The sequence below is a fragment of the Psychroserpens jangbogonensis genome (assembly GCF_000797465.1).
GTDB lineage: Bacteria > Bacteroidota > Bacteroidia > Flavobacteriales > Flavobacteriaceae > Psychroserpens > Psychroserpens jangbogonensis.
The window spans coordinates 102,300-127,287 of sequence record NZ_JSWG01000009.1 but is presented as its reverse complement, the minus strand read 5'-3'; the positions used below and the strand labels follow the sequence as shown (position 1 = coordinate 127,287).

At 34.3% G+C, this 24,988-nt stretch carries 23 protein-coding genes and 1 tRNA gene; 18 read left to right on the top strand and 6 right to left on the bottom strand.

Features of this window, described 5'->3' with window-relative positions; genetic code table 11:
- Position 1: 1 nt before the first annotated feature.
- Positions 2-1,114, bottom strand: coding sequence for a TolB family protein (locus RH81_RS07675; protein WP_033959473.1), 1,113 nt, complete (start codon positions 1,112-1,114; stop codon positions 2-4).
- Between the two features lie 42 nt (positions 1,115-1,156).
- Between RH81_RS07675 and RH81_RS07670 the strand changes: the two genes are divergently transcribed.
- From RH81_RS07670 to dusB, 3 genes are read left to right on the top strand one after another with little or no spacing between them, the layout of a single operon-like run.
- Positions 1,157-2,392, top strand: coding sequence for a M28 family peptidase (locus RH81_RS07670; RefSeq protein WP_033959471.1), 1,236 nt, complete (start codon positions 1,157-1,159; stop codon positions 2,390-2,392).
- A 9-nt stretch (positions 2,393-2,401) separates the two neighbouring features.
- Positions 2,402-2,788, top strand: a complete 387-nt coding sequence (locus tag RH81_RS07665) for a DUF4345 domain-containing protein (RefSeq protein ID WP_033959470.1) — start codon at positions 2,402-2,404, stop codon at positions 2,786-2,788.
- Between the two features lie 43 nt (positions 2,789-2,831).
- Positions 2,832-3,830 (top strand): tRNA dihydrouridine synthase DusB, encoded by a 999-nt coding sequence (gene dusB / locus RH81_RS07660; protein WP_033959469.1) that lies wholly within the window; start codon positions 2,832-2,834, stop codon positions 3,828-3,830.
- Positions 3,831-3,934: 104 nt separating this feature from the next.
- On the opposite strand, the gene RH81_RS07655 is transcribed toward dusB, so the two are convergent.
- Complete coding sequence (locus RH81_RS07655) at positions 3,935-5,140, bottom strand: ABC transporter permease (protein WP_033959468.1); 1,206 nt, start codon at positions 5,138-5,140, stop codon at positions 3,935-3,937.
- A 24-nt stretch (positions 5,141-5,164) separates the two neighbouring features.
- Positions 5,165-5,563 (bottom strand): 30S ribosome-binding factor RbfA, encoded by a 399-nt coding sequence (gene rbfA / locus RH81_RS07650; RefSeq protein WP_033960251.1) that lies wholly within the window; start codon positions 5,561-5,563, stop codon positions 5,165-5,167.
- Between the two features lie 186 nt (positions 5,564-5,749).
- On the opposite strand from rbfA, the gene mce reads away from it, so the two are divergent.
- Both mce and RH81_RS07640 read left to right on the top strand, forming a co-directional pair.
- Complete coding sequence (gene mce / locus RH81_RS07645) at positions 5,750-6,154, top strand: methylmalonyl-CoA epimerase (protein ID WP_033959467.1); 405 nt, start codon at positions 5,750-5,752, stop codon at positions 6,152-6,154.
- A gap of 46 nt (positions 6,155-6,200) precedes the next feature.
- Positions 6,201-6,274 (top strand) — tRNA-Ile (locus RH81_RS07640).
- Positions 6,275-6,624: 350 nt separating this feature from the next.
- Here RH81_RS07640 and RH81_RS17000 read toward each other — a convergent pair.
- Positions 6,625-6,771 carry a hypothetical protein gene (locus tag RH81_RS17000; protein ID WP_161791977.1) on the bottom strand — a complete coding sequence of 49 codons (147 nt, stop codon included), beginning with the start codon at positions 6,769-6,771 and terminating at the stop codon, positions 6,625-6,627.
- On the opposite strand from RH81_RS17000, the gene RH81_RS07635 reads away from it, so the two are divergent.
- Positions 6,770-8,305 (top strand): beta strand repeat-containing protein, encoded by a 1,536-nt coding sequence (locus tag RH81_RS07635; RefSeq protein ID WP_033959466.1) that lies wholly within the window; start codon positions 6,770-6,772, stop codon positions 8,303-8,305. The genes RH81_RS17000 and RH81_RS07635 overlap by 2 nt on opposite strands.
- Positions 8,306-8,353: 48 nt before the next feature.
- Here RH81_RS07635 and RH81_RS07630 read toward each other — a convergent pair whose 3' ends face one another.
- Complete coding sequence (locus RH81_RS07630) at positions 8,354-11,494, bottom strand: VPS10 domain-containing protein (protein WP_033959464.1); 3,141 nt, start codon at positions 11,492-11,494, stop codon at positions 8,354-8,356.
- A gap of 198 nt (positions 11,495-11,692) precedes the next feature.
- On the opposite strand from RH81_RS07630, the gene RH81_RS07625 reads away from it, so the two are divergent.
- From RH81_RS07625 to RH81_RS07615, 3 genes are all read left to right on the top strand, one after another.
- Complete coding sequence (locus RH81_RS07625; protein WP_033959462.1) at positions 11,693-12,430, top strand: SH3 domain-containing protein; 738 nt, start codon at positions 11,693-11,695, stop codon at positions 12,428-12,430.
- 116 nt (positions 12,431-12,546) lie between these two features.
- The gene (locus RH81_RS07620; protein ID WP_152604803.1) at positions 12,547-15,594 is read left to right on the top strand and encodes a ligand-binding sensor domain-containing protein; all 3,048 of its coding nucleotides are present in this window, start codon (positions 12,547-12,549) and stop codon (positions 15,592-15,594) included.
- 2 nt (positions 15,595-15,596) lie between these two features.
- Entirely contained in the window at positions 15,597-16,346 is a 750-nt protein-coding gene (locus RH81_RS07615) for a LytR/AlgR family response regulator transcription factor (RefSeq protein ID WP_033959460.1), read from the top strand.
- 493 nt (positions 16,347-16,839) lie between these two features.
- Here RH81_RS07615 and RH81_RS07605 read toward each other — a convergent pair whose 3' ends face one another.
- Positions 16,840-17,439, bottom strand: a complete 600-nt coding sequence (locus tag RH81_RS07605) for a riboflavin synthase (RefSeq protein ID WP_033959457.1) — start codon at positions 17,437-17,439, stop codon at positions 16,840-16,842.
- A 127-nt stretch (positions 17,440-17,566) separates the two neighbouring features.
- On the opposite strand from RH81_RS07605, the gene pdxA reads away from it, so the two are divergent.
- The 9 genes from pdxA (at position 17,567) to RH81_RS07560 (ending at position 24,980) form a co-directional block, all read left to right on the top strand.
- Positions 17,567-18,613 (top strand): 4-hydroxythreonine-4-phosphate dehydrogenase PdxA, encoded by a 1,047-nt coding sequence (pdxA, locus tag RH81_RS07600; protein ID WP_033959456.1) that lies wholly within the window; start codon positions 17,567-17,569, stop codon positions 18,611-18,613.
- 72 nt (positions 18,614-18,685) lie between these two features.
- Positions 18,686-19,228, top strand: coding sequence for a YceD family protein (locus tag RH81_RS07595; protein ID WP_033959455.1), 543 nt, complete (start codon positions 18,686-18,688; stop codon positions 19,226-19,228).
- Between the two features lie 8 nt (positions 19,229-19,236).
- Positions 19,237-19,440, top strand: a complete 204-nt coding sequence (rpmF, locus tag RH81_RS07590) for a 50S ribosomal protein L32 (protein WP_033959454.1) — start codon at positions 19,237-19,239, stop codon at positions 19,438-19,440.
- Positions 19,441-19,620: 180 nt separating this feature from the next.
- Positions 19,621-20,616: a beta-ketoacyl-ACP synthase III gene (locus RH81_RS07585; protein ID WP_033959453.1), complete on the top strand. Its 996-nt coding sequence runs from the start codon at positions 19,621-19,623 to the stop codon at positions 20,614-20,616.
- Positions 20,617-20,650: 34 nt separating this feature from the next.
- Positions 20,651-21,127, top strand: a complete 477-nt coding sequence (accB, locus tag RH81_RS07580) for an acetyl-CoA carboxylase biotin carboxyl carrier protein (RefSeq protein WP_033959452.1) — start codon at positions 20,651-20,653, stop codon at positions 21,125-21,127.
- Between the two features lie 75 nt (positions 21,128-21,202).
- The gene (accC, locus tag RH81_RS07575) at positions 21,203-22,552 is read left to right on the top strand and encodes an acetyl-CoA carboxylase biotin carboxylase subunit (RefSeq protein WP_033959451.1); all 1,350 of its coding nucleotides are present in this window, start codon (positions 21,203-21,205) and stop codon (positions 22,550-22,552) included.
- Positions 22,553-22,708: 156 nt separating this feature from the next.
- On the top strand, positions 22,709-23,818 hold the full coding sequence (locus RH81_RS07570) for an NAD(P)/FAD-dependent oxidoreductase (RefSeq protein ID WP_033959450.1): 1,110 nt from the start codon (positions 22,709-22,711) through the stop codon (positions 23,816-23,818).
- 9 nt (positions 23,819-23,827) lie between these two features.
- A complete protein-coding gene (mtgA, locus tag RH81_RS07565) occupies positions 23,828-24,535 on the top strand; it encodes a monofunctional biosynthetic peptidoglycan transglycosylase (RefSeq protein ID WP_033959449.1) in 708 nt (235 codons plus the stop codon).
- Positions 24,528-24,980, top strand: a complete 453-nt coding sequence (locus RH81_RS07560; protein ID WP_033960249.1) for a GreA/GreB family elongation factor — start codon at positions 24,528-24,530, stop codon at positions 24,978-24,980. Before mtgA ends, RH81_RS07560 begins: the two co-directional genes overlap by 8 nt.
- The last annotated feature ends 8 nt before the right edge of the window (positions 24,981-24,988 follow it).

The following is a 24,988-nucleotide window of genomic DNA, read 5'->3' as shown; positions in this document are numbered from 1 at the left end:
CCTAATCTAGCCATTCTGCAATAAATAGATTTGTATCTCTTCCGCCTCCATTATTTCGGTTAGATGAAAACGCTAAATATTTTCCATTATTTGAAAACACCGGAAACGCATCAAAAGTTTCACCATGAGTTATACGTTCTAGATTTCTGCCATCTAAATCAATTAAATATAAATTGAAAGGGAAACCACGTTCAGCTTCAAAGTTAGAAGAGAATAAAATTTTCTTTCCTGAAGGATGAAAAAACGGACTCCAATTGGCATTTCCTAAATCGGTTAATTGACGTAAGTCACTACCATCTGCATTACAAATGTATAATTCCATTTCTGTTGGTTCCACTAAACCTTCAGCTAATAAATCTTTATATTCTTTGATTTCTTTTTCCGTCTTAGGACGTGAAGAACGGAAAATCAATTTGGTACCATCAGGAGAAAAGAAAGCACCTCCATCATAACCTAATTCGTGAGTAATTTGCTTTACATCACTTCCATCAATATTCATCGTATATAATTCTAAGTCTCCACTACGAGTTGAAGTAAATACAATTTTATCACCTTTTGGAGATACTGTTGGTTCAGCATCATAACCAATTTCATTTGTTAATTGGCTAACAATATTACCATCTAAGTCTGCTACAAAAATATCATAGCTATCGTAAATTGGCCAGATATATTTTCCGTTTTTACGTAAAGGCGTATCTGGACATTCATCTTGTTTTAAATGTGTAGATGCATAAATAATATGTTTGTTATCTGGTAAAAAATAAGCGCAAGTCGTTCGGCCTTTTCCGGTACTAATCATTGGAGGCATATTCTCTTTAAATGTCTCATCAGCATTCATCAAGAACATTTGGTCACAGCCTACATTCCATTCTTTATAATTAGATTGAAATACGAGTTGTTTATCATCAAAACTCCAATATGCTTCAGCATTATCTCCACCAAAAGTCACTTGACGAATAGATTTAAAATGTTTTTCACCAGGATAAATTAATGTGTCCTTTGAAGTCTCTATAGCTTCGGTTTGAACTTCTTTTTTAGCTTCAGAGGTAGTTTTAGCGTCGTTTTTGCAGCTTAAAAAAGCTAACATCAATATGATAAAGTATGTGTATTTCATGCTATTATTAACTAAATTTGTTCAAAATTAAGACTTCATAAGATGAAAAACATATTATTTATACTTTTTTTGACTGTATTAATTGCGTGCAAAACAGATTCTAAGGAAAACCTTAAACCAATATCTATCGAAGAAGACGTTGCTTATTTAGCTTCCGACGAGTTAGAAGGTAGACAAACAGGAAGTGATGGAGAGAAAGCTGCTGCTGATTACATTGCTTTGCGATTTAAAAATCTTGGACTTGAAGCTAAAGGCACAAAAGATTATTTTCAATCCTTTTCTTTTAAACCTAAGACAGATCCACATCAAGAGGTTAACTACACGGTTAAGGATGGAGACAGTACAATTACGGGAACAAATGTGATTGGATTTATTGATAATAAAGCCGAGAATACCATTATTATTGGAGCACATTATGACCATTTAGGGTATGGAGCAGAAGGCTCATTATTTAGAGGTGAATCTCAAGAAATACATAATGGTGCAGATGACAATGCAAGTGGAGTTGCTGTAATGTTAAACTTAGTGGAGAAACTAAAAGAAAAAAACACTGGAAACAACTATCTATTTATGGCTTTTTCCGGAGAAGAAATGGGATTATTGGGCTCTAATTATTTTACTAAAAACCCTACTATTGATTTAACAAAAGCGAATTTCATGTTGAATATGGATATGGTTGGTCGTTTAAAACAAGATAGCACCTTGGCTGTTTATGGTGTTGGGACATCTCCTATATTGAAACAAGTTGTAAAGGCAAATAATATTAAGTTTAAAATTATTCAAAAAGAATCTGGAGTTGGACCAAGCGACCACACGTCGTTTTATAATAGTGATATTCCAGTATTACACCTTTTCACAGGTCAGCATGAAGATTACCACAAGCCAGGTGACGATACTCAGAAATTGAATTATGAAGGAATGGAAGCGATTTCGACTTATATTTTCGATATCATTTCTGACCTTGATGATAATGGAAAGTTGCCATTTAGAAAAACTAAAAATGAAAGCGAAGATGTACCAAGATTTAAAGTTGGATTAGGAGTTATTCCAGATTATTTATACGACGGAAAAGGCATGCGTATTGATGGTATTAGTGAAGATAAACCAGCTGAAAAAGCGGGACTTCAAAAAGGAGACATTGTCGTAAAGCTTGGCGACAGCTTGGTAACTGATATGATGAGTTACATGAGAGCACTATCTACTTTTGACAATGGAGACAAAACGAAAGTAACTGTAAAACGAGGTGATGGTGAGGTTGAAGCAGATATAGAATTTTAAATCATATCAGTGTTAAAATCCAAACAAGACTTCATAAACAAAATACATTTAATCATTTCAGTGGTTATTGTGGTTCCGGTAGCTTTTGTTTATGGGTTTTATCCTGATTCACAATTTGAATTATTTCCAAAAACGTTAGATGAACACAACTTCTACAAAGCTATTATGGGTTTGTATTTAGGGTTTTCTGCACTTTGGATTTTAGGCATTCTTAAGCCGATTTACTTAAAAACAGCCATTATTACTAATATCATTTTTATGCTAGGTTTAGGGTGTGGAAGAGTCCTCAGCTTGATTTTAGACGGACAACCAACTTTCGGCTATGTTTTCGGAACGGCTGCTGAATTAATTTTAGGAATTTATGGTATTTGGGTGTTGAAACGGTTTCAAACTTGAATACAATTTAAAAAACTGTAATTTTGCGCAAAATAAATCGAGTTTGGTAAAAATTGGTGACATAGAACTTTCAGAATTCCCATTGCTTTTAGCCCCAATGGAAGATGTTAGTGATCCTCCGTTTCGCGCATTATGTAAAGAGCAAGGCGCTGATGTTGTTTATACTGAATTCATTTCTAGTGAAGGACTAATTCGTGATGCTGCTAAAAGTGTTATGAAACTCGATATTTATGAAAAAGAGCGTCCTGTTGGTATTCAAATTTTTGGAGCCAATATGGAAAGCATGTTGCAGACTATTGATATTGTTGAGAAATCAAACCCAGACATTATTGACATCAATTTTGGTTGTCCTGTCAAGAAGGTTGTAAGTAAAGGTGCAGGCGCAGGAATTCTAAAAGACATATGTTTGATGGAACAGCTGACTGCAGAAATGGTGAAACGCACGAATCTACCTGTTACTGTAAAAACTCGATTGGGTTGGGATCATGATTCTATAAAAATTGTTGAGGTAGCTGAACGTTTGCAAGATGTAGGCTGTAAAGCGATTTCTATACACGGAAGAACTCGTGCTCAAATGTATAAAGGTGATGCCGATTGGAAACCCATAGCTGAAGTAAAAAACAATCCAAGAATGCATATTCCAGTGTTTGGAAATGGTGATGTCAATACACCAGAACGTGCTGCCGAAATGAGAGATAGTTACGGTTTGGATGGATGTATGATTGGTCGTGCTTCTATTGGAAACCCTTGGTTTTTTAAACAAGTAAAGCACTATTTCGAAACTGGAGAACATTTAGCTCCGATTTCATTGGCAGAACGTGTGGATGCTGCGAGACGTCATTTGCAGATGTCTATAGATTGGAAAGGTGAAAGATTAGGTGTTTTTGAAACTAGACGACATTATACTAATTATTTTAAAGGGATTCCAAACTTCAAGGAGCACCGAATGAAAATGGTTACCAGTGACGATTCAAAAGATGTATTTGCTGCTTTTGATGAGGTCTTAAACAAGTTTTCTGGTTACGAATTTACTACTGAATAGTTTTGCAAGAAGGATTAAGCAATCTGTTTGAGCTCTCTAGATCTACCTTAGTCTAGAAGCGAGTTGCGAGAGCTTGTTTGCGTTAGCAACTTGCCCAAATAAGGTTAATTAGATTTCACTAATTTTTTTGTAATGCGTTGAGAAGCCAGTTTTGAAGCTAATATGCCTAGCGTTGTTATGGTAACCAAAACAATGATAAAGTTGATGACTTTAATTACAACTGGATATGGCTCTGAAGGGATAATCATAACTAGGGAAAATTGCTTTTGTAGAAACACAATGAAAAAGCCTAAAATCAACCCGATTATTCCACCAATAATGGTCATCAAACTACCCTGAAGAAAAAAGACACGTCTAATTTCTTTTGTTGTTGCTCCTAAGTTAAAAAGCGTGTGTAAGGATTCCTTTTTGTCAAGAATCATCATTATTAAGGCACCAATTACATTAAACAATGCAATAATGATGACCAATGTAAATATGAGATAAACAGCTACATTTTCAGTGTTTAACATTTTGTAGAGCGCATCGTTTAGTTGAGTTCTGTTTTTAACTTGAATGGTGTTCCCTAAAACAGTTTGTAAAGTTTGAGCAATTTCCGATTCGTCTATATTAGGTTTTAATTTAAATTCTAAAGCAGAGATTTGATTGTCATTATAATTTAGGAGTTGTTTTACTGTGTCAATATCGGCATATATATACTCGTAATTTAGTGTTTCATTAATATTAAATACACCAATATTAAATACTTTAACCGTATTGAATGCACTTTTTACAGAAGTGATTTGCCCTTTCCCAGGCTTAGGAACAGAGATGGTAAGGCTCTTCGTCATATCTAAGACACCAAAGGATAGTTTATTGGCAATTCCGCCTCCTGACACAATTTGAGACGTGCCGTTTTCAAGCCAACGACCATAGATTACCATGGAGTCTATTGAAGTTACTTTTTTGTAGTTAGCATCAACTCCTTTTATTGTAACAATTTGTTGTTTTTGGTCGAACTGCACAATAGCGCGTTCTTCAATTATTTTAGAATAGGATGCGATTCCATCAATAGCATTTAGAGCTTTTAATTGTTGTTCAGTTAAGGAAAATGATTTGCCTTGAATAGCAACAACTTTTAAATCTGGATCGACATAAGAAGAAAATTTAAGACTGAATTCTTTTAATCCAGCAAAACCAGAAAGCACTATGAATAAAGCCGCTGAAGCGATAATAGTTCCTGAGGCTGCGATAATGGTCATTATATTAATTGCATTATTACTGCTTTTTGAAAACAAGTAACGTTTTGCTATGTATAATGAAAAGTTCATTCTTGTGCTTTAGAAAATAAACGCCTAAGATTTTTTACGTCTACCTAAAAGGTCTTCATCTTTTATAGGATTTTCTTCGCCTTTTAATGATTTTTCTATGCCGTCAATATATTCTAATGAGTCATCAATAAAGAATTCTAAATTAGGCATACGTCGCAATTGGTTTTTGGTACGTTGTGCCATTTCATGTCGAATTAAAGGAGTATTTGAACGAATGCCATCTAAAAGCGCTTGCCCCTCTTTGTTAGGGAAGACACTAAGATATACTTTGGCTACTGACAGATCTGTGGTTACGTTTACTTTGCTTACCGAAATAATTACACCTCGCAATCCACCATCAGTAGCTGCTTTTTGTAATATGTCTGCGAGGTCTTTTTGTAAAAGTCCTCCAATTTTTTTCTGTCTTTGAGTTAATTCTTCCATTGTCATAAATTTAAGTCGTTATCACTTCATCATCAGTTATTCCAATATAACGACTTTTATCAAAAATGAAACCAAGTTTTGGTTTCGAACTGCAAAAATAGGCGATAATTGAGGAATATGTTAACTTTGAACAGATAAAAGAGTCAATATAAATAAAAGGTAGTCCGTTTTCACGGTACATTAAAGATGAAAAAAATTGAACATATAGGTATTGCGGTAAAAGATATTGAAGCTTCTAATGATTTATTTGGAAAACTATTTGACAAAAAACACTATAAAGCGGAAACCGTAGAAAGTGAAGGCGTAATAACATCTTTTTTTAAAGTTGGTCCGAATAAAATAGAGCTACTACAAGCAACAAATGAAGAAAGTCCGATTGCAAAATTCATAGAGAAAAAAGGAGAAGGGATTCATCATATTGCCTTTGCCGTAAAAGATATAGAGGCAGAAATTGAAAGACTAACCAATGAAGGCTTCAGGATGATTCATGAAAAACCAAAGAAAGGTGCCGATAATAAGTTAATAGCTTTTTTACACCCAAAAACTACAAATGGCGTTCTCATTGAGTTATGTCAAGATATTAAGGAATAAATTTCTTGTAGAGTTTTAAAATATGTAGTAATATTGCACCCTTATTGGTCCCATAGCTCAGCTGGTTAGAGCATCTGACTCATAATCAGAGGGTCCTTGGTTCGAGCCCAAGTGGGACCACTTTTAATAAGCGTAAAGCCTTACAGAGATGTGAGGCTTTTTTATTTCTCAACCTTATGAGGTCTAGAACTGCTGGTTATATTTGAAGAGTGGGTGTGTTGTAAATTTATCTACGTTTTCTTATTTTGTGTCTTTTAGATATTCGAAAAATGAGATTAGAGTGTCATAACTCGTAAGACCAATTAGCCGGAATGAATGGTAAAAAAATAAGAGTAATCTGTAAATCACTAACTTTATGTAGATTAAATACCCAATTGACATGAAAATTAGAATATATATATACTAAGAAATATAATCAAAAGAAATTTTGTTTTTTATATGTTTTTAATGATGATTTCTTTTTCTTACGCTTAAGTAGGCGTAGGTAATACAAGTCCACAAGCAGCATTAGATATCACAGCTTCAAACCAAGCCACACCCTCAAACGAGGAAGGAATATTAATTCCAAGAGTTGATGCATTTCCTGCAGCAAATCCTACTGCAGCACAACAAGGCATGCTTATTTACCTTACAAAAACAGTTGGATTAAACCCAAAAGGATTTTATCACTGGGATCAAGCAACGACAAGTTGGATTGGATTTTCGAGTGTTGAAAGATTAAATGACCTTACTGATGGTAAATCAGATGTTGGTGGTACTGATAATGGTTCTTCTGTTTTTATTGGCATAGATGCGGATTTAAATGACGATAGTGATAATCGTAGAAATATTGGTATTAGGTATAACTCTATGAGTTTAAATACTACTGGAACTTCAAATACAGCGATAGGTAATGCTTCATTAAGTGTTAATTTAGTTGGCATCGATAACGTTGCTATAGGTACTGATGCGTTATCAACTAGTGCGGGAAGTGGTAATACAGCGGTTGGTAATCAAGCGTTGCAAGATAACATCGCTAATCAAGCTACGGCAATTGGTTGGCATGCGCTTTTCAAAAACACAAATGGGGCTGGTAATACTGCTGTGGGTTATGCTACTCTAGTTGAGAATCTCACTGGCAATTATAATTCGGCTTTTGGTTATCAAGCTTTGCAACTAAATTCCTCAGGAGATGGAAATTCAGCTTTTGGATACAGAGCTCTTCAAGACAATTCTTCAGGAAATTCAAATATAGCAATAGGCACTGTGGCATTAACCGCTAATGACGATGGTGATCAAAATATAGCCATAGGAGCTTTAGCACTGACAGCAAACGATAGTGGTAGTGAAAATATTGCTATTGGAATAAATGCACTATCCTCCAATACTGCTGGAATAAATAATACGGCAGTTGGTGCTCAAGCACTGCAAAGTAATATAGCCAGTGAAAGTACTGCTTTTGGTTATCAGTCACTTACAGGAAATACAGGTGGTTTAGGAAATACAGCGATGGGTTTTACTTCTCTATCCACAAATAGTACAGGTTCATATAATACAGCTTTTGGGTATTTCGCTTTGCAATTAAATACCACAGGCTTCAGAAATTCAGCATTTGGATTCAGAGCTTTAAATTCTAACATTGGAGGTAGGGATAATACCGCAATAGGAAATGCAACCATGTCCAATACTGCTACGGGAACTTATAATACCGTTATAGGCTCTCAAGCAGGTTTCTCACTTGATGGTGGTTCTAATGTATTGCTTGGCCATGAAGCTGGCTGGAGTTTAGATGGCGATAACAATACAATAATCGGAGTTAATGCAGCACGAGATATTACAGGAAGTAACAACGTATTTATTGTTTATAACACTGGGCTAGATACTAGTTTTAATACAAGTTCAAATACTTTGGTAATTCAAAACTCTAATTCTGCCATACCATTAATACATGGAAATTTTACTACTAATTTAGTTGGAATTGGTAAATTAGCTACAACCAACACTTTAGAAGTAGAGGGCACAACGGAGTCAACTCAATATAAAGTTTCGGCTTTAAACACTCCTCCTGCTACTGATACTGGTAGTGAAGGAGAAATTAGAATTACAGCAACACATATCTATATTTGTATAGCCACTGATGTATGGGTTAGAGCTCTCTTGTCAACTTGGTAAAAGAATATTAAATTTTTTATTCAATCAATCTTTTAGTGTGTTTCAGTTTTAATCCTCAATAATTAGTGCTGGAATGTTTAGCGACTTATACAATTCGTTATAAGCATTCATTTCAGCCGTTGTGATGGCGTCACGTTCCGTTTTATATACTTGCCAGTCTTTCATTAAATCATTAAATCGTTCTTTTGCACCTTCTGTTACTTGCGGCTCAGCTTGATCTATATAACCCAATAATTGCATGAGTTGAGCGTTAAGCATATTATTAAAATTAATGACGTCCTGGAATGTTTTTTGTTTGGATTGAATTAGGTTTTCTTCCCAAACATTAATGCGTTCAATTAATTCTTCTCCTTTATCTAATAGAGGTTTTACGTTTTCGTTATTTTCTAAAAGGGATGCATAACTATTTAACTGCTTTTTAGCTGATTGCATTTGATTAACAGACTCATGAATCTCTCGAACCGTATTTTCAATGGAAATCAATAACTCTTGCTGCTCACTAAAATCTTGAGGTGATGATTTTACGGAAGGATTAGGCAAAATAGTGACTTCAGTTTCAGAAGATAAACCCTCAAGAGTTAATCTCAACACATATTTTCCTGGAGCTACACTTGAACCACTATGTCCTCCAAAAACAAAGACTTTGTGTATTGACGGAAGTGCTTCACGATTAAAGTCCCAAGTAAATCGATTGTATCCTTTTTTTGAAGGTAATATTTGTGGTGCAGATGGTCCTCCTGGCCAAGATTTAAAACCTTTAGGCTTTTCGTTAGTATAAGTTCTAATCACCTTAGAATTTTGAAGCACCTCAAGTTTTAAACCTAATGTATCGGCATCTTTAGGCAGATAGTAATCAAATGTAACTCCAGTTTTTGGGTTTAAGCCTTGACCAATCCCTTTAGATGTACCACCAAAAATACGATAGGTTGGTTTAGGCTGAAAAACGGTTATTTCTTTTTTATCTAAACTCAAGTTTTGGAGCGCATTTATGTCATCAAGAATCCAAAATCCTCGACCAGACGTTGCGGCTACCAAATCGTTATCTTGAATAATCAAATCATTTATAGCAACCACAGGAAGATTAAGTTTAAAAGGTTGCCAGTTGATACCATCATCTAAAGAGAGGTACAAACCAGTTTCCGTTCCTGCATACAGCAAACCTTTTCTTTTTTTATCAGCTCTTACAACGCGAGCGAATCCGTTTGGATCATCGAGTCCGTTTACAATTTTTGTCCATGTTTGCCCATAATTAGTAGTTTTAAAAACATGAGAATTTAAGTCCATAGACTTATATCGCATAACCACAACGTATGCTGTTGAAGGGTTGTGTTCTGAAATATCAATACTATTAACAATACCATCAACCAAACCTTTAGGCGTTATGTTTTGCCATGTTTGTCCTCCGTTTTTTGTGATATGAACCAAACCGTCGTCACTACCAGCATAAAGCACTCCTTCTTCGTGTTGTGATTCTACCAAAGAAGTTAATGTATTGTAGTTTTCGCCACCAGCTGCCTCATTGGTAAAAGGCCCACCTCCTGGACCATGTTTGTCCTTTTCGTTTTTTGTCAAATCAGGACTTACGGTTGTCCAATTAATTCCTCCATCAGTCGTTTTAAAAACTACATTTCCTGCATGGTAAATTGTATTTCTGTCATGAGGAGAAGAAATGATTGGCGCATTCCAGTTGTATCTGTATTTAGAGTCTTTGGGTGCAATACTCAAGCCTAATTCTGGATATTCTTTGATTGATTTTTGTTCTCTAGAGCTTTTAGTCCATTTACCTATATTTCCTTGATATGTTCCACCATAAACAGTTTCTGGGTTGTCTGGGTCGAATGCAATAAAAGCACTTTCGCCACCAGCCACAGAATACCAATCTTTCCAATCAATTCCAGCGTCACTAGTTCTGCTGGCAATAGCAATGGCCGAATTGTCTTGCTGACCACCATACACATTATATGGAACAAGGTTATCTGTTATCACACGATAAAATTGAGCAGTAGGTTGATTTTTTTGAGTACTCCAACTTTTCCCTCCATTAAAAGACACATTAGCACCTCCATCATTAGAATTGATGAGGTTGTTATTATCATATGGATTAATCCACAAATGGTGATTATCTCCATGAGGTACAGAAATGTTATTAAAGCTTTTTCCGCCATCGATTGATTTCATCACTGGTGCATTCAATACATAAACAATGTTTTCATTTTGAGGATCAGCAAAAACCTCCATATAATACCAAGAACGAGCAATATTAACACGATTACTATTAACTTGTTTCCAGGTTTTTCCAGCATTATCAGAACGGTAAACACCTCCTTTTTTGTCTTCGGCTTCAATTATTGCAAAAACACGTTCTGAATTTGCTCGAGAAACCGAAACTCCAGACTTACCAAAGCCTTCTGGAAGCCCATCTTTTAATTGTTCCCATGTTTCACCTCCATCTATTGATTTGTACAAACCTGATTTTTCTCCACCAGATTCCATATACCAAGGATAGCGTTGATGTTGCCACATAGAAGCATATAAAATGCGAGGATTATTCATATCCATAGATAATGAAGATGCTCCTGTAATTTGGTCTATGAATAATACATTTTTCCAAGTTTTTCCACCATCAGAAGTTTTATAGATTCCTCTTTCTTTTGAAGGTGCATATTGCGCACCTTGAGCAGTTATGTATATGATATCTGGATTGGTTGGATGAATAATAACATCTGATATATGACGTGATTTTTCTAAACCCAAATGTGTCCATGTTTTACCAGCATCCATTGATTTATAAACACCATCTCCCATTGAAGTCATTACCCCTCTTGCTGCATGTTCTCCCATGCCCACAACAATAATGTTAATGTCGTTTTCTGAAACTGCAATTGCTCCAACAGACCCTGTTTTAAATGAACCGTCTGAAATATTTTTCCAAGTGATTCCTGCATCAGTGGTTTTCCAAACACCTCCACCAGTAGAACCCATATAATAAGTATGAGGTTGACCAATAACTCCAGTTGAAGTGACACTTCTTCCGCCTCTAAATGGACCAATATTTCGCCATTTCAATCCGTGAAAAAGACTGTCCTCAACTACAATTGTGGAGTGATTACTTCGCTTTTTTTGTTTTTGGCCAAAACTGGTTATTGGAAGGACTAGGAGGCAAAATAGAATAATTTTAAAAGAATTCATGTGGTTAGCGTTTGTTAGTGGTACCTAAAGATATGATGAATATTTTATATAAATCATTTAAGACTTTTCAAATGCAATAAAATGAAATATCTACGAATTCTAGTTTACATCCTACGAATTCTAAAAGCACTCAAATTTAGCTTCAACACGAGCCTATATTTGAATCAAATAAGTATAAACCCATAAAATCAAATTAATATGAAAACCTTAAAGAACACCCAGAAAAACGAAACGATGTCTATTTCAAAAAGAATAGTTCAAAGCCTTTTAATTGTAGCCGTATTATTTATTGCTTCAGATGTTTTTTCACAAACAAAAGAAGTAGAATTTGATGTCTACACAACATCAGCTACAAAAGCTTCAAAATATTTGTTAGCAGATGATGTTGCACTTCGTGATTGCCCATCAGTTCAATGCGAACAATTGACAACAATTAATATTGGAACTAATGTGAGATTATTAGCAAAAAGTTCTACACCACATACTATCAACGGAATTAAAAGTAGATGGTACAAAGTGAAAATGGGACCACAAGTAGGATGGGTTTGGGGAGGAATGATTTCCCAGAAAACCATGGTCAGCAATGCTAATCCAGAAATAAAATTTGTTTTTGGTGAAGCAGGGTATGACTTTAAAGGGAACAAACTATTTCAAGTAAGAGCCTTAAAAAACGGTATTCAAATTGATAAAATTGTTTTCAAGTCAGAGCGATTAAATCAAAGTAAAATCTCATTATTGAATCAAAAAGATGCCAAGTCAGAGGTAGATGTTATTACACTTAGTGGAACTCAAAAAACTTTAGCCGCTGATTCTGCATCTTACATAGTATTTAAAAATAATAAACTTCAAAAAACAAGTGCCTTAGTGGCTAGCGTCGGCACCAAGCCAACTTTCACAGGACTATCTTATGTTTTTTGTAATGATGAAGAGAATTAATTAATGTTGTAGTTGATGTTTTTAGCGCTGCGTTTCTTTAAAGGGCGCAGCGCTTTTTTATATGACATCAAAAATGTATATACTACAACGCTTAAAACTGCGTTCAAAATTGTAAGTTGCAAATAGATATCTATACCATATTGAAACATATTTTATCATATTACCTCTTTGTTTTTTGTCTGTTTGTTGTTGCTGATTTACAATCACAAAACAAACAACTTAGAGCCTATACTCTAGAAGACGGATTGCCTCAGTCTCAGGTATATGCTATGACATTAGATGTTAAAGGGTATTTATGGCTAGGTACTCAGGGAGGAGGTTTAGCACGTTTTGATGGAAGCGATTTCAAAGTGTTTAATAAAACTCATGGATTAGCATCTAATTATATTCAAGCGATTAAATCGTCGAATGACACACTTTACTTAGGAACCCAAAAAGGACTTTCAGTAAAGACTAAAGATGTTTTTCGCAACATTGATAGTCCTCAAGTAAATGAAATTCTAAAGTTTGGGAATACTGTTTATTTGCTGACTAATAAAGGAGTTTATAAACTTTCCAAAGATGTTTCCGTAGAAAAAGTAAACTTACATTCAGGCATAAATAATAGCCAGATCAACGATTTGGTTTTTGATGGGAATCACTACTGGTTAGCCACCAATAATGGACTTTGGAAATTAAGCTCTCTTGATTCTGAAGAAGGAACCATAGAACAACTTGATTTTATTAATTATATAGGACTTACAATATTAGATTCAAAGATTTTTGCATCTACATTTAATAGTGGCATATTGGTGATTGAAGCTCAAGACTTTGAAGACGCTTATTTAATTAGAGAGCCATTACGAATTAATAACATTTCTATTCAAAATAGTAACCAGCTTTGGGTTGCTACTGATAGCGAAGGCATTTCTGTTATTGATACGGAAACGTATACGGAGCTTTTCACAATCAAAAACACTAACGGACTTTCCACGTCGCACGTAAGAGATGTGTTGTCAGATCAACAAGGAAATATTTGGATTGGAACCTCTGGAGGTGGATTGTATAAATATTTTCAAAATAGTTTTAAGCACTTTAATACAGATACAGGTTTAAACGGGAATCGTATTTATGCTGTTCATCATAGTGATAATGGAATTTGGATTTCAAACGCTGAAACTGGATTAATGAGAATTGATCAAATGGGAATTCATAATATAGAATTGCCTAAAACTTTTTCAGAAGTAAAAATAAAGACCATTACAAGTGATAAAAAAGGGCATATATGGGCAGGATCTGATGGTAGAGGTATCCTTTTTAAAGGAAAAGTACAAATAGATTCAATTGTCTTGGACACCATAAAAAAATCAAAAAAGAGAATCCCTATTGAGCGCATCAAGACTAAAGTGTTAAATAGAGAAAATGGTTTTCCTTTTGATTGGATAAGAACAATACACGCCGAAAATGACACTGTTTGGGCAGCAACGTATTCTAGCGGAATTGTCAAATTTAGTTATAACCCTAAGTTAGATGACTTAACTATTTTTAAAACTTATTCAGGTCCTGAGGGCGTTGAGGATCTGTATATAAAAGACATGATTAAAGATAATCAGGATCGATTGTGGTATGCAACTCAAAATGGTCATTTGGGTTACTTAAAAGGAAATCGGGTTACACATTTAGGTTTAGTTTTAGATCAGAACATATCAATTAATTCCATTTTAGTTCAAAACAGAACTATATTTTTAGGTACTGCTGGTAATGGAGTTTGGTGGTCTGACGATTCTAATTACAGTGTGTTTAAAAAATTGAAAGGAGCCAAAACGTTATCTTCAGAAAATATCTATCAGCTCATTTTTGATGATCAAGACTATCTTTGGGTCGGCTCAGAACGAGGTGTAGATAAGATTGAATTAACTAAAGATATTGAAATCAACGATATTTTTTTCTTTGGTAGAAACGATGGGTTTCTGGGTATCGAAACTTGCTTAAATGCGGTTGACAAAGACAATAAAGGTCATTTATGGTTTGGCTCTATTAATGGTCTAACCGAATATCAATCGATAGATATAAGCCTCAACCCTAAAAAACCTAACCTCTTTTTAGAAGATGTCAAAGTTGCTTATAAAAGTATAGATACGATTAATCTATCTGTTTGGAGTAATTCAAATAAGATATTGAGTCTAAACCCAAATCAAAACCAAGTCAGTTTTTCTTTCAAAACGATAGATGTTGATCATCCAAACGGAATAGAATATCACTATAAATTAAATGAAGGCGATTGGAGTCCTTGGTCTGCAAGTAATACTCAGGATTTTTCCGAACTTAATTATGGGTCTCATGATTTTGTTGTACAATCTAGAAATTACAGATGGATTGAAAGTGATCTAATACGATTTTCATTTCATATTGAAAGGCCTCTACACAAAAAAGCATGGTTTCAATGGATACTTATTGGAATAGTCGCTTTGATGCTAATTCTTTTTATAGTTCTGTATATAAAACGCTTGAAGAATAAGAACATAAAAGAACAAGAGCGCTTACAACTAGAGAATCATTTATTGACACTTGAACAAAAAGCTTTGCGTTTGCAAATGAACCCACACTTTATTTTTAATGTACTTAATGGAATTAAAGCAATGGCGCAAACAAAGCCTGAGAAAATGAATGATACGGTTAACAGTTTCGCAATACTTTTAAGAGATACTTTAGTGAATTCTAGAAAAGACAAGATTAGCTTAGATCAAGAAATCAAAACATTAAAACATTATATTGAAGTTGAGCGTTTAATGACTGAAGAATCTTTTGATTATGATATCGTTTTGAATACCGACTTAGATGTAGAGGAAATTTTAATACCTCCAATGTTAATTCAGCCTTTTGTTGAAAACGCAATTCGACATGGAATTTTGAAAGGACCAAGAAAAGGCGAGCTTAAGATTCAATTTGACACAACAGAAGAACAATTGAAAGTAATCATTGAAGACAATGGTATTGGAATTTATAATTCCCAACAACAAAAGCCAAAATCAGATCATCAATCAATGGCTCTTAACGTAACACGAGAACGATTAGAATCAATTTCGGGCGCAGGCGCCATGGAAATAAAAGAAATAAAACAAGACGACGGAACAATTGAGGGCACAACCATAGTGTTTAAAATTCCGTTAGAAACTGATTATTAAATATGTTGACAGCAATAATAGTAGAAGATTTAGTGGATGCAATGCAGCTTTTAAAAAGTGATATTGCAAATAATCATCCCGAGATAAAAATCATAAACACCGCTAAAAGTGTAGTTGAAGCTGCAAGGGTGCTTCGCAATAATGAACCAGATATTCTATTTTTAGATATCATGTTAGGCGATGGCACAGGATTTGACGTCCTTGAGATTTTTCCAGAATTAAAAGCGAAAATCATTTTTGTTACTGCAAGTGATGAATTTGCAATCAAAGCATTCAAATTTGCAGCAATAGATTACGTTTTAAAACCTTATGCTCAAGAAGAATTATCACAAGCAATAGAAAGAGCTAAGCAGCAAATCCAACCCAATAAGGAGCGGCTTGACATTTTAAAGCAGACTTTAAGTTCACCTGAAAAGAAACCAGACAAAATCTCTTTACACACTTTGGATAAAATCATAATAGTCAACTTAGATGATATTATTCGTTGTGAATCAGATAGTAATAACACAATGTTTCATCTTCAAGATGGAAGAAAAATATTCGTAACCAAAACATTAAAGTATTTTGCAGACATGCTAAAGGCTTATGGTTTTTTGAGAGTGCATCAAAGTCATTTAGTGAATTTGCAATGCATAAGCGCTTTTATTAAAACTGATGGAGGCTATTTAATGCTTAAAAACGGAAAGAGCGTCCCTGTTTCGGTTAGAAAAAAATCTGAGGTTATTGAAGTCTTAGATCAAATGCACAGATAGGAAGAATTTATTTGTACTGAATGCATGTGGTTTTTTTAAATCATAAAACAGAAAGCTTAATTATGAATAATATCGCATATATATTGAAAGTAAAATACAATATAACAATGCATTAAAAGTAAAATAAAGTTGAATTACTTTTAATTATGTCAAAAAAGCATATATTTGACATTAGGAAAATTTTAACGACTTTAATACAAAAAATTACATTTCATCGATGTTTTTTGGTTTTTAGGGACGAGTTTTCACATTTTATTTTGTTGACACAGTTTTTTTTATACTTTTACCGCCTAATGAAAATACAAAACAGGAAATATATAGCCTCAATCTTATTTGTATTAATAAGTTTTGTATGCAACGCACAAACCGATGGGACGCCACCACCACCAGCGCCACCACCACCTCCGGGCATGCCTATTGATGATTTCTTACCTTATTTATTAATTGTTGCGCTTATTTACGGAGTGGTAAAGCGATTTAAATTTTTAAAACGCTAAGAAGAGATTGCGTTTATATCGTAGAGTCTCTTTATATATTTCCCAACGACATCAAATTCTAAATTCACAACAGTTCCTGCGGTAAATGTATTAAAATTAGTATGTTCATACGTAAAAGGAATTATAGCTACACTAAACGTATTTGCTTTAGAATTCACCACAGTCAAACTCACACCATTAACTGTTATTGACCCTTTCTCTATGGTTATATTATTTAAAGCATTGTCATATTCAAATGTAAATACCCAGCTGCCTTCAACTTCTTCTACAGATTTACAAACGGCGACTTGATCAACATGACCTTGAACAATATGGCCATCAAGCCTATCTCCTAATTTCATAGCGCGCTCAATATTTACGTGGTCACCAGTTTTTATGTCGCCAAGATTTGTCTTGTCTAATGTTTCTTTAATTGCGGTAACTGTATAGGCGTCATCTTTGATATGTACCACAGTCAAACAAATACCATTATGAGAAACACTTTGGTCTATTTTTAATTCATGTGTTATTTTAGAACGCATGGTCAGATGAAGGTTTTCTTTCTCATTTTCTAATTTGGTCACAATCCCTAAATCTTCAATAATACCTGTAAACATAATGTCAATTAAATGGTTAAATTTGCAATGACAAAAATACACACAAAAGATAGGATTTAATTAAAAGGACTTATAAATTTTAGCCAAAATCGACGTGAGTGTGTGTTAAAGCACTAAGATTAAATCCATGAAAAAAGAAAGCAAGATAAAATTAGGGATTTCGATTGGAGACCTTAACGGAATAGGATCGGAAATCATAATTAAAACATTTGAAGACAATAGAATGTTGGAGTTTTGTACACCAGTTATTTTCGGCTCTATAAAGACCATGTCTTTTTTCAAAAAACATTATGGAAGCGCTATAAGTTTTCACGGAATTAATCATATAGATCAGGTTGTTGAAGGCAAAATCAATGTGCTTAATGTTTGGAAAGAAAATGTGATAATTAATTTTGGAGAAGAGAATGCAAAGGTTGGAGAGTATTCGGTCAAATCTCTTGAGGCAGCAACCCAAGCATTAAAAAGGGAATCTATAGATGTACTAGTTACTGCGCCAATACATAAACACAATATCCAATCTGAAAGTTTTAAATTCCCAGGCCATACCAATTATTTAGCAGAAAAACTAGGAGGTAAAAGCCTCATGTTTATGGTTACTGATAACTTAAAAGTTGGTTTACTTACAGATCATGTCCCAGTTGGAGATGTACCTGAGCATATTACTTCTGAGGTCATTGAAGAAAAAGTTGAAACCGTTTATAATTCTTTAATTAAAGATTTTAGAATTAGTAAACCCAAAATAGCAGTTTTAGGGATCAATCCACACGCAGGAGATAATGGTGTTATTGGAAATGAAGATGATAATGTATTAAAACCAACCTTAGAAAAAATCAGAGAAAACAAAAAACTTGTTTACGGACCATATTCAGCTGATAGTTTTTTCGGTTCAGGTAATTATAAAAACTTTGATGCCGTTATTGCCGCTTATCACGATCAAGGTTTAATTCCTTTTAAAACCATAGCTTTTGGAAATGGCGTAAATTATACAGCAGGACTTAATAGAGTTCGTACTTCTCCAGACCACGGAACTGCTTTCGAAATTGCAGGAAAAGGTGAAGCTGATAACGGTTCATTTAAAGAAGCCGTTTTTACTGCCATTCAAATTTTTAAGAATAGAAATGAATTTGAAAACATCTCCAGTAACCCACTAAAATCAAGGCCAAAAAAGATATAAACATTTTTTGTTTATAAGACATAAGAAATAAATAAAAATGTATATATTTGCAGGCTCAAAATGAATGCGATGATGAAGCCCTTAAAAGACTATACCATACCTTATGTTGGTCTCAAGCTTGGAAAGCATCATTTTGATTATCAGATTGATAAAAAGTTCTTTGAGTATTTTGAGTATGATGATTTTAATAATGTAGACGTCAAAACAGAATTAGTTTTCGAAAAGAAGTCAACACTATTAGAGTTACATTTTCAAGTTTCAGGTAGTGTTAATGTCAATTGCGACCTAACAAATGAGCCTTACAATCAAGACGTAAATGGAGATTTCAATTTGGTTGTTAAGTTTGGAGATGATTATAATGATGATTTTGAAGACATTGTTATTTTACCTCATGGTGATTACGAAATAAATGTTGCGCAATATATATATGAGCTAATCATATTGTCAATGCCAGCAAAACGTATTCATCCAGGAGTTGAAGATGGTACAATAGATTCAGACATACTTGAAAAATTAGAAGAGTTAAGCCCAAAAGGCTTAAAAGAAAAAGAAGAAACATCAGAGGAAATAGATCCTCGTTGGAATACATTAAAAAAACTATTAACGGATAAATAACATATAAAATGGCACATCCTAAAAGAAAAATATCTAGAACAAGAAGAGATAAGAGAAGAACTCATTATAAAGCATCAGTTCCGACTATCGCTACGTGTCCTACAACAGGAGAAGCACACCTTTACCACAGAGCTCATTGGCATGAAGGTAAATTGCATTATAGAGGTCAAGTATTAATTGACAACTCTGAAAAAGAAGAAAATTTAGCATAAGTATTATGCACGCATATAATAAAACGCTCAGCAATGAGCGTTTTTTTTATGTTTAATTTCTATAAGTCTTAAAAACGACTTAATTTGCGTCATATGCGTTCAAAATTTAGTAAATTCATTAAAATTTTGCCTTTTTTGGATGATTTTTGTCTTTTTTGGACTGTTTTTTAAAAACACAATATGAGTAAAATCACAGCTGCGATTACAGGTGTAGGAGCTTATTTGCCTGAATATAGATTGACTAACCAAATTTTGGAAACAATGGTCGATACTAATGACGAATGGATAACTTCACGTACAGGTATTAAAGAGCGCAGGATTCTTAAAGAAGAAGGCAAAGGCACATCATTCCTTGCCATAAATGCAGCCAAAGACCTTATTAATAAAAGAGGCATTGACCCAAAAGATATAGAATTAGTGATTGTTGCTACTGCAACTCCTGATATGAAGGCTGCTTCAACCGCAGCTTTTACTGCAACTAATATTGGTGCTACAAATGCATTTTCATTTGATTTGGAAGCTGCTTGTTCAAGTTTTCTCTTCGGAATGTCTGTTGCTTCAAGTTATATTGAATCTGGTAAATACAAGAATGTCTTGCTTATTGGTGCAGATAAAAACTCATCATTTATAAATTATAAAGACAGAGCAACTTGTATCATTTTTGGAGATGGAGCAGGAGCCGTTCTATTTGAACCTAATCATGAAGGTCTAGGATTACAAGATGAATTATTAAGAAGTAATGGTGAAGGACGAGAGTTTCTTCAAGCGACTTATGGAGGATCTTCATATCCAATTACGGCAGATACATTTAATGAAGGAAAACAATATGTGTTTCAGGAGGGTAAAACTGTATTTAAAAATGCAGTATTTAACATGGCAGATGTTACTGAACGTATTATAGAAAGAAATAACTTAACAAATGATGATATTTCTTGGTTAGCCGCTCATCAAGCTAACAAACGTATTATCGAGGCAACGGCTAAAAGAGTATCTTTAGATCCTGCTAAGGTAATGATGAACATTCATAAGTACGGAAATACAACATCGGCAACATTGCCATTACTATTGCACGATTACGAATCACAATTAAAAAAAGATGATAAAATTATATTCGCAGCATTTGGAGGCGGATTTACTTGGGGCTCAATATATTTAAAATGGGCTTATAATTCCTAACGTTTTAACTAACTAACTAAAAGACTAAAAAATTATGGATATTAAGGAAATTCAGAACTTAATCAAATTTGTAGCCAAATCTGGCGCAAGTGAGGTTAAATTAGAAATGGATGATATTAAAATCACCATAAAAACTGGCGGAGATGATAAAGGGGAATCTACCACTTATGTTCAGCAAATACCAATGAATCAACCAGTGGCTCAGGCTATGCCAGCAGCACCTACTGCAGAACCAGTAGCAGAAGCACCTGCTGCATCTGACGATTCAAAATACATAACAATTAAATCTCCAATTATTGGTACGTTTTATCGTAAACCGTCTCCAGACAAACCAGTGTTTGTTGAGGTAGGAACTTCAATAGGAGAAGGCGATGTACTTTGTGTCATTGAAGCAATGAAATTGTTTAATGAAATAGAATCTGAAGTATCAGGAAAAATCGTTAAAATTTTAGTTGACGATTCTTCACCAGTAGAATTTGATCAACCACTATTCTTAGTTGATCCATCATAACCAAATTTAAAATTCCAGAATGCAATTCCTAATTTATAGGGATTTGGAATTTGAGATTTTAAATAGCAATAAGTTATGTTTAAAAAAATATTAATAGCCAATAGAGGTGAAATAGCACTGCGTGTTATTAGAACCTGTAAGGAAATGGGGATCAAAACTGTTGCAGTTTATTCAACAGCTGATGCCGAAAGTTTACACGTGAAATTTGCTGATGAGGCAGTTTGTATTGGACCTCCTTCAAGTAGCGAATCTTATTTAAAAATACCAAACATTATAGCAGCAGCAGAAATAACAAATGCTGATGCCATACATCCAGGTTATGGATTTTTGTCAGAAAACGCTAAGTTTTCAAAAATTTGTGAAGAACACGATATCAAATTTATTGGAGCTTCTCCAGACATGATTGATAGAATGGGAGATAAGGCAAATGCAAAAGCGACAATGATTGAAGCTGGAGTGCCATGTGTTCCCGGAAGTGAAGGTGTTATAGAGGATTTTGAAGATTGTAAAAAAGTAGCAAAAGAAACCGGTTATCCAGTAATGCTTAAAGCATCAGCTGGTGGAGGAGGAAAAGGAATGCGTGCTGTTTGGAAACCCGAAGAACTTCAAAATGCTTGGGAATCTGCTCGTGCAGAATCGAAAGCTGCTTTTGGTAATGACGATATGTACATGGAGAAACTTATTGAAGAACCTCGACATATTGAAATTCAAATTGTAGGAGACTCTACAGGTAAAGCTTGTCATTTGTCAGAACGTGATTGTTCAATTCAAAGACGTCATCAAAAATTAACAGAAGAAGTACCTTCTCCTTTCATGACGACTGCTTTGCGTAAGAAAATGGGAGACGCAGCTGTAAAAGCTTCAGAATACATCAAATATGAAGGTGCAGGGACTGTGGAGTTTTTAGTAGATAAGCATCGTAAATTCTACTTCATGGAAATGAATACTCGTATCCAAGTTGAGCACCCAATTACAGAACAAGTTATTGATTTCGATTTAATTCGCGAACAAATCTTGGTAGCTGCAGGAGTGCCAATTTCAGGTAAGAACTACACACCAAACTTACATTCAATTGAGTGTCGAATTAATGCAGAAGATCCATTTAACGATTTTAGACCTTCACCAGGTCGCATTACGACATTACACGCTCCAGGTGGTCACGGAGTACGTTTAGATACACATGTATATGCAGGATATGTAATTCCACCAAATTACGATTCTATGATCGCTAAGTTGATTACAACCGCACAAACGCGTGATGAAGCAATCAATAAAATGAAGCGTGCTTTAGATGAATTCGTTATTGAAGGTATTAAAACAACGATTCCTTTTCACAGACAATTGATGGAGCATCCAGATTATCTGGCTGGTAATTACACCACCAAGTTTATGGAAGATTTCGAAATCAAACCTGAAGAAGAATAATATATCAACTCCGAAATTAACGTTTCGGAGTTTTTTTATGCTGTTACTCTTTTCCGCTTAAGCTACAAAGTGTCAGGCTATCCGTTAAATCTTTTTAGAAAAAGCAAAAAAGGATATCACTTCTATACTTAACAGAAAAACAGTTAAATTAGCAATATGAACTTATCCTATTGGGAAATAAAATCATGGCTTACCAATGTCGATTTTACAATTGTTGGTAGTGGAATCGTAGGTTTAAATTGTGCATTACAATTAAAGCAACGATTTCCAAAAGCGAATATCTTAATTCTTGAAAAAGGAATGTTGCCACAGGGCGCAAGTACAAAAAATGCAGGTTTTGCTTGTTTTGGTAGTCTAAGCGAAATTATTGACGATCTTAAATCACATTCTGAAGAAGAGATCTTTCATCTCGTTAAAAAGCGTATTGACGGTTTACAATTATTGCGAAAAACATTAGGCGATAGTGCGATCAATTATCAACAATTAGGAGGCTATGAGTTATTCTCTAATACCAACGATTTACTAGAACAATGCAGAGCAAAACAAGATAGTATAAACTCTTTTTTAAAACCATTGTTTGGACAAGACGTGTTTAGTTTTCAATCCAACACATTTGGGTTTAAAAACTGTCAAGACGCAATGAGTGTTAATCAGTTTGAAGGTCAACTTGACACCGGAAAGATGATGACATCTTTGACGCAATTGGTATTAAATAAGGGAATAAAAATTCTAAACAATATAAAGGTTGAGTCCTTTTCCGAAGATTCAAAATTTGTAAAAGTTAAAACAGATCAGTTTGAATTCACAACGTCCAAGCTATTAATAGCAACTAACGGCTTTGCTTCAAGTCAAGGTATTTCTGAAGTGAAACCAGCGAGAGCTCAAGTTTTAATTACAAAGCCAATAGATAATTTAAGTATAAAAGGAACGTTTCATTTAGACAAAGGGTATTACTATTTCAGAAATATTGATAACAGAATTCTATTTGGTGGTGGACGAAATCTTGATTTTAAAGGCGAAGAAACAACCGAGCTAAAACAAACAGAGCTAATCCAAAATAAATTAGAAGAGCTTCTAAAAACTACAATTCTACCCAACACATCTTTTGAAATAGAACATCGTTGGACTGGAATTATGGGAGTTGGACAACAAAAGAAACCGATAGTAAAACAAATGAGTAATCAGGTGTTTTGTGGTGTTCGTTTGGGTGGTATGGGAGTTGCAATTGGCAGTTTCGTAGGAAAAGAATTAGCTGATTTATTGTAATCATTTTCAATGAAATTCATAAAACGTTTCTTTAGGTTTATCTTCAAAACACTGTTTGGGCTGTTCGTGTTTTCTGTGGTCATTGTGGTTGTTTTTAAATGGGCTCCTGTGCCAATTACACCTCTAATGGTAATAAGAAATATACAGAAGACAGAAACCAATAAAAAAGGATGGGAACATAATTGGATTCCTATTGAAGACATGTCAACCAATGTGCAATTAGCAGTTATTTGTAGTGAAGACCAGAACTTTTTGAAACATCATGGCTTTGATATTAAAGCTATCGAAAAAGCATATGAGAATAATAAAAAAGGAAAAAAAATAAAAGGAGCGAGTACAATTTCTCAACAGACAGCAAAAAACGTATTTCTTTGGTCAAACCGAAGCTGGTTACGAAAAGGATTAGAAACCTATTTCACGTTCTTAATTGAGCTCATTTGGAGCAAAGAACGCATTATGGAAGTCTATCTCAATAGTATAGAAATGGGTCCAGGAATTTATGGAGTGGAAGCAGCTTCTCAATATTGGTTTAAAAAATCAGCATCCAAACTATCAAAATATGAAGCAGCAGCAATTGCTTCAATTTTACCGAACCCTTTAAGATATAAAGCTAATCCAGCAACATCATATATAGAAGGAAGAAAATCGTGGGTTGTCAAGCAAATGCGTTATTTTGGTCCATTAAATTATCCTAAGCGAGATGATAATTATGAATAACTTAAAGCAAGAATTATACATTCAATGTCAAGCATTCGTGGATACACGTCTACAAACTATCCAGAAAACCATTGATGAGATTCAAGAATCTCTAACATCTGAAACAAAAAGTTCTGCAGGAGATAAACATGAGACAGGACGAGCGATGTTACAAATAGAACGAGAAAAAGCAGGACATCAATTAGCCGAAATTCAGAAACTTAACCAATTGCTATCTAAAATTGATGTCTCAAAATCATCACAAACCATCGCGCTAGGAAGTGTTATTTTTACATCTCAAGCCAACTATTTCATTGCTCTAAGTGCTGGTGAAATAAAAGCAGAGAATCAGTCATTCTATGCGATTTCTGCAAACACTCCTATTGCTTCATTACTCATGGGTAAACAAAAAGACGATCAAATTAAATTTAGAGACCAAGAGTTTAAAATTACTGAGGTTATCTAAATTAATTT

Bases quoted from the DNA above. Each gene is read 5' to 3' on its own strand.
- RH81_RS07675 (WP_033959473.1), bottom strand. From the start codon at position 1,114: ATGAAATACACATACTTTATCATATTGATGTTAGCTTTTTTAAGCTGC.
- RH81_RS07670 (WP_033959471.1), top strand. From the start codon at position 1,157: ATGAAAAACATATTATTTATACTTTTTTTGACTGTATTAATTGCGTGC.
- RH81_RS07655 (WP_033959468.1), bottom strand. From the start codon at position 5,140: ATGAACTTTTCATTATACATAGCAAAACGTTACTTGTTTTCAAAAAGC.
- rbfA (WP_033960251.1), bottom strand. From the start codon at position 5,563: ATGGAAGAATTAACTCAAAGACAGAAAAAAATTGGAGGACTTTTACAA.
- mce (WP_033959467.1), top strand. From the start codon at position 5,750: ATGAAAAAAATTGAACATATAGGTATTGCGGTAAAAGATATTGAAGCT.
- RH81_RS07635 (WP_033959466.1), top strand. From the start codon at position 6,770: ATGCTTATTTACCTTACAAAAACAGTTGGATTAAACCCAAAAGGATTT.
- RH81_RS17000 (WP_161791977.1), bottom strand. From the start codon at position 6,771: ATGCCTTGTTGTGCTGCAGTAGGATTTGCTGCAGGAAATGCATCAACT.
- RH81_RS07630 (WP_033959464.1), bottom strand. From the start codon at position 11,494: ATGAATTCTTTTAAAATTATTCTATTTTGCCTCCTAGTCCTTCCAATA.
- RH81_RS07625 (WP_033959462.1), top strand. From the start codon at position 11,693: ATGAAAACCTTAAAGAACACCCAGAAAAACGAAACGATGTCTATTTCA.
- RH81_RS07615 (WP_033959460.1), top strand. From the start codon at position 15,597: ATGTTGACAGCAATAATAGTAGAAGATTTAGTGGATGCAATGCAGCTT.
- RH81_RS07605 (WP_033959457.1), bottom strand. From the start codon at position 17,439: ATGTTTACAGGTATTATTGAAGATTTAGGGATTGTGACCAAATTAGAA.
- pdxA (WP_033959456.1), top strand. From the start codon at position 17,567: ATGAAAAAAGAAAGCAAGATAAAATTAGGGATTTCGATTGGAGACCTT.
- RH81_RS07595 (WP_033959455.1), top strand. From the start codon at position 18,686: ATGAAGCCCTTAAAAGACTATACCATACCTTATGTTGGTCTCAAGCTT.
- rpmF (WP_033959454.1), top strand. From the start codon at position 19,237: ATGGCACATCCTAAAAGAAAAATATCTAGAACAAGAAGAGATAAGAGA.
- RH81_RS07585 (WP_033959453.1), top strand. From the start codon at position 19,621: ATGAGTAAAATCACAGCTGCGATTACAGGTGTAGGAGCTTATTTGCCT.
- accB (WP_033959452.1), top strand. From the start codon at position 20,651: ATGGATATTAAGGAAATTCAGAACTTAATCAAATTTGTAGCCAAATCT.
- accC (WP_033959451.1), top strand. From the start codon at position 21,203: ATGTTTAAAAAAATATTAATAGCCAATAGAGGTGAAATAGCACTGCGT.
- RH81_RS07570 (WP_033959450.1), top strand. From the start codon at position 22,709: ATGAACTTATCCTATTGGGAAATAAAATCATGGCTTACCAATGTCGAT.
- mtgA (WP_033959449.1), top strand. From the start codon at position 23,828: ATGAAATTCATAAAACGTTTCTTTAGGTTTATCTTCAAAACACTGTTT.
- RH81_RS07560 (WP_033960249.1), top strand. From the start codon at position 24,528: ATGAATAACTTAAAGCAAGAATTATACATTCAATGTCAAGCATTCGTG.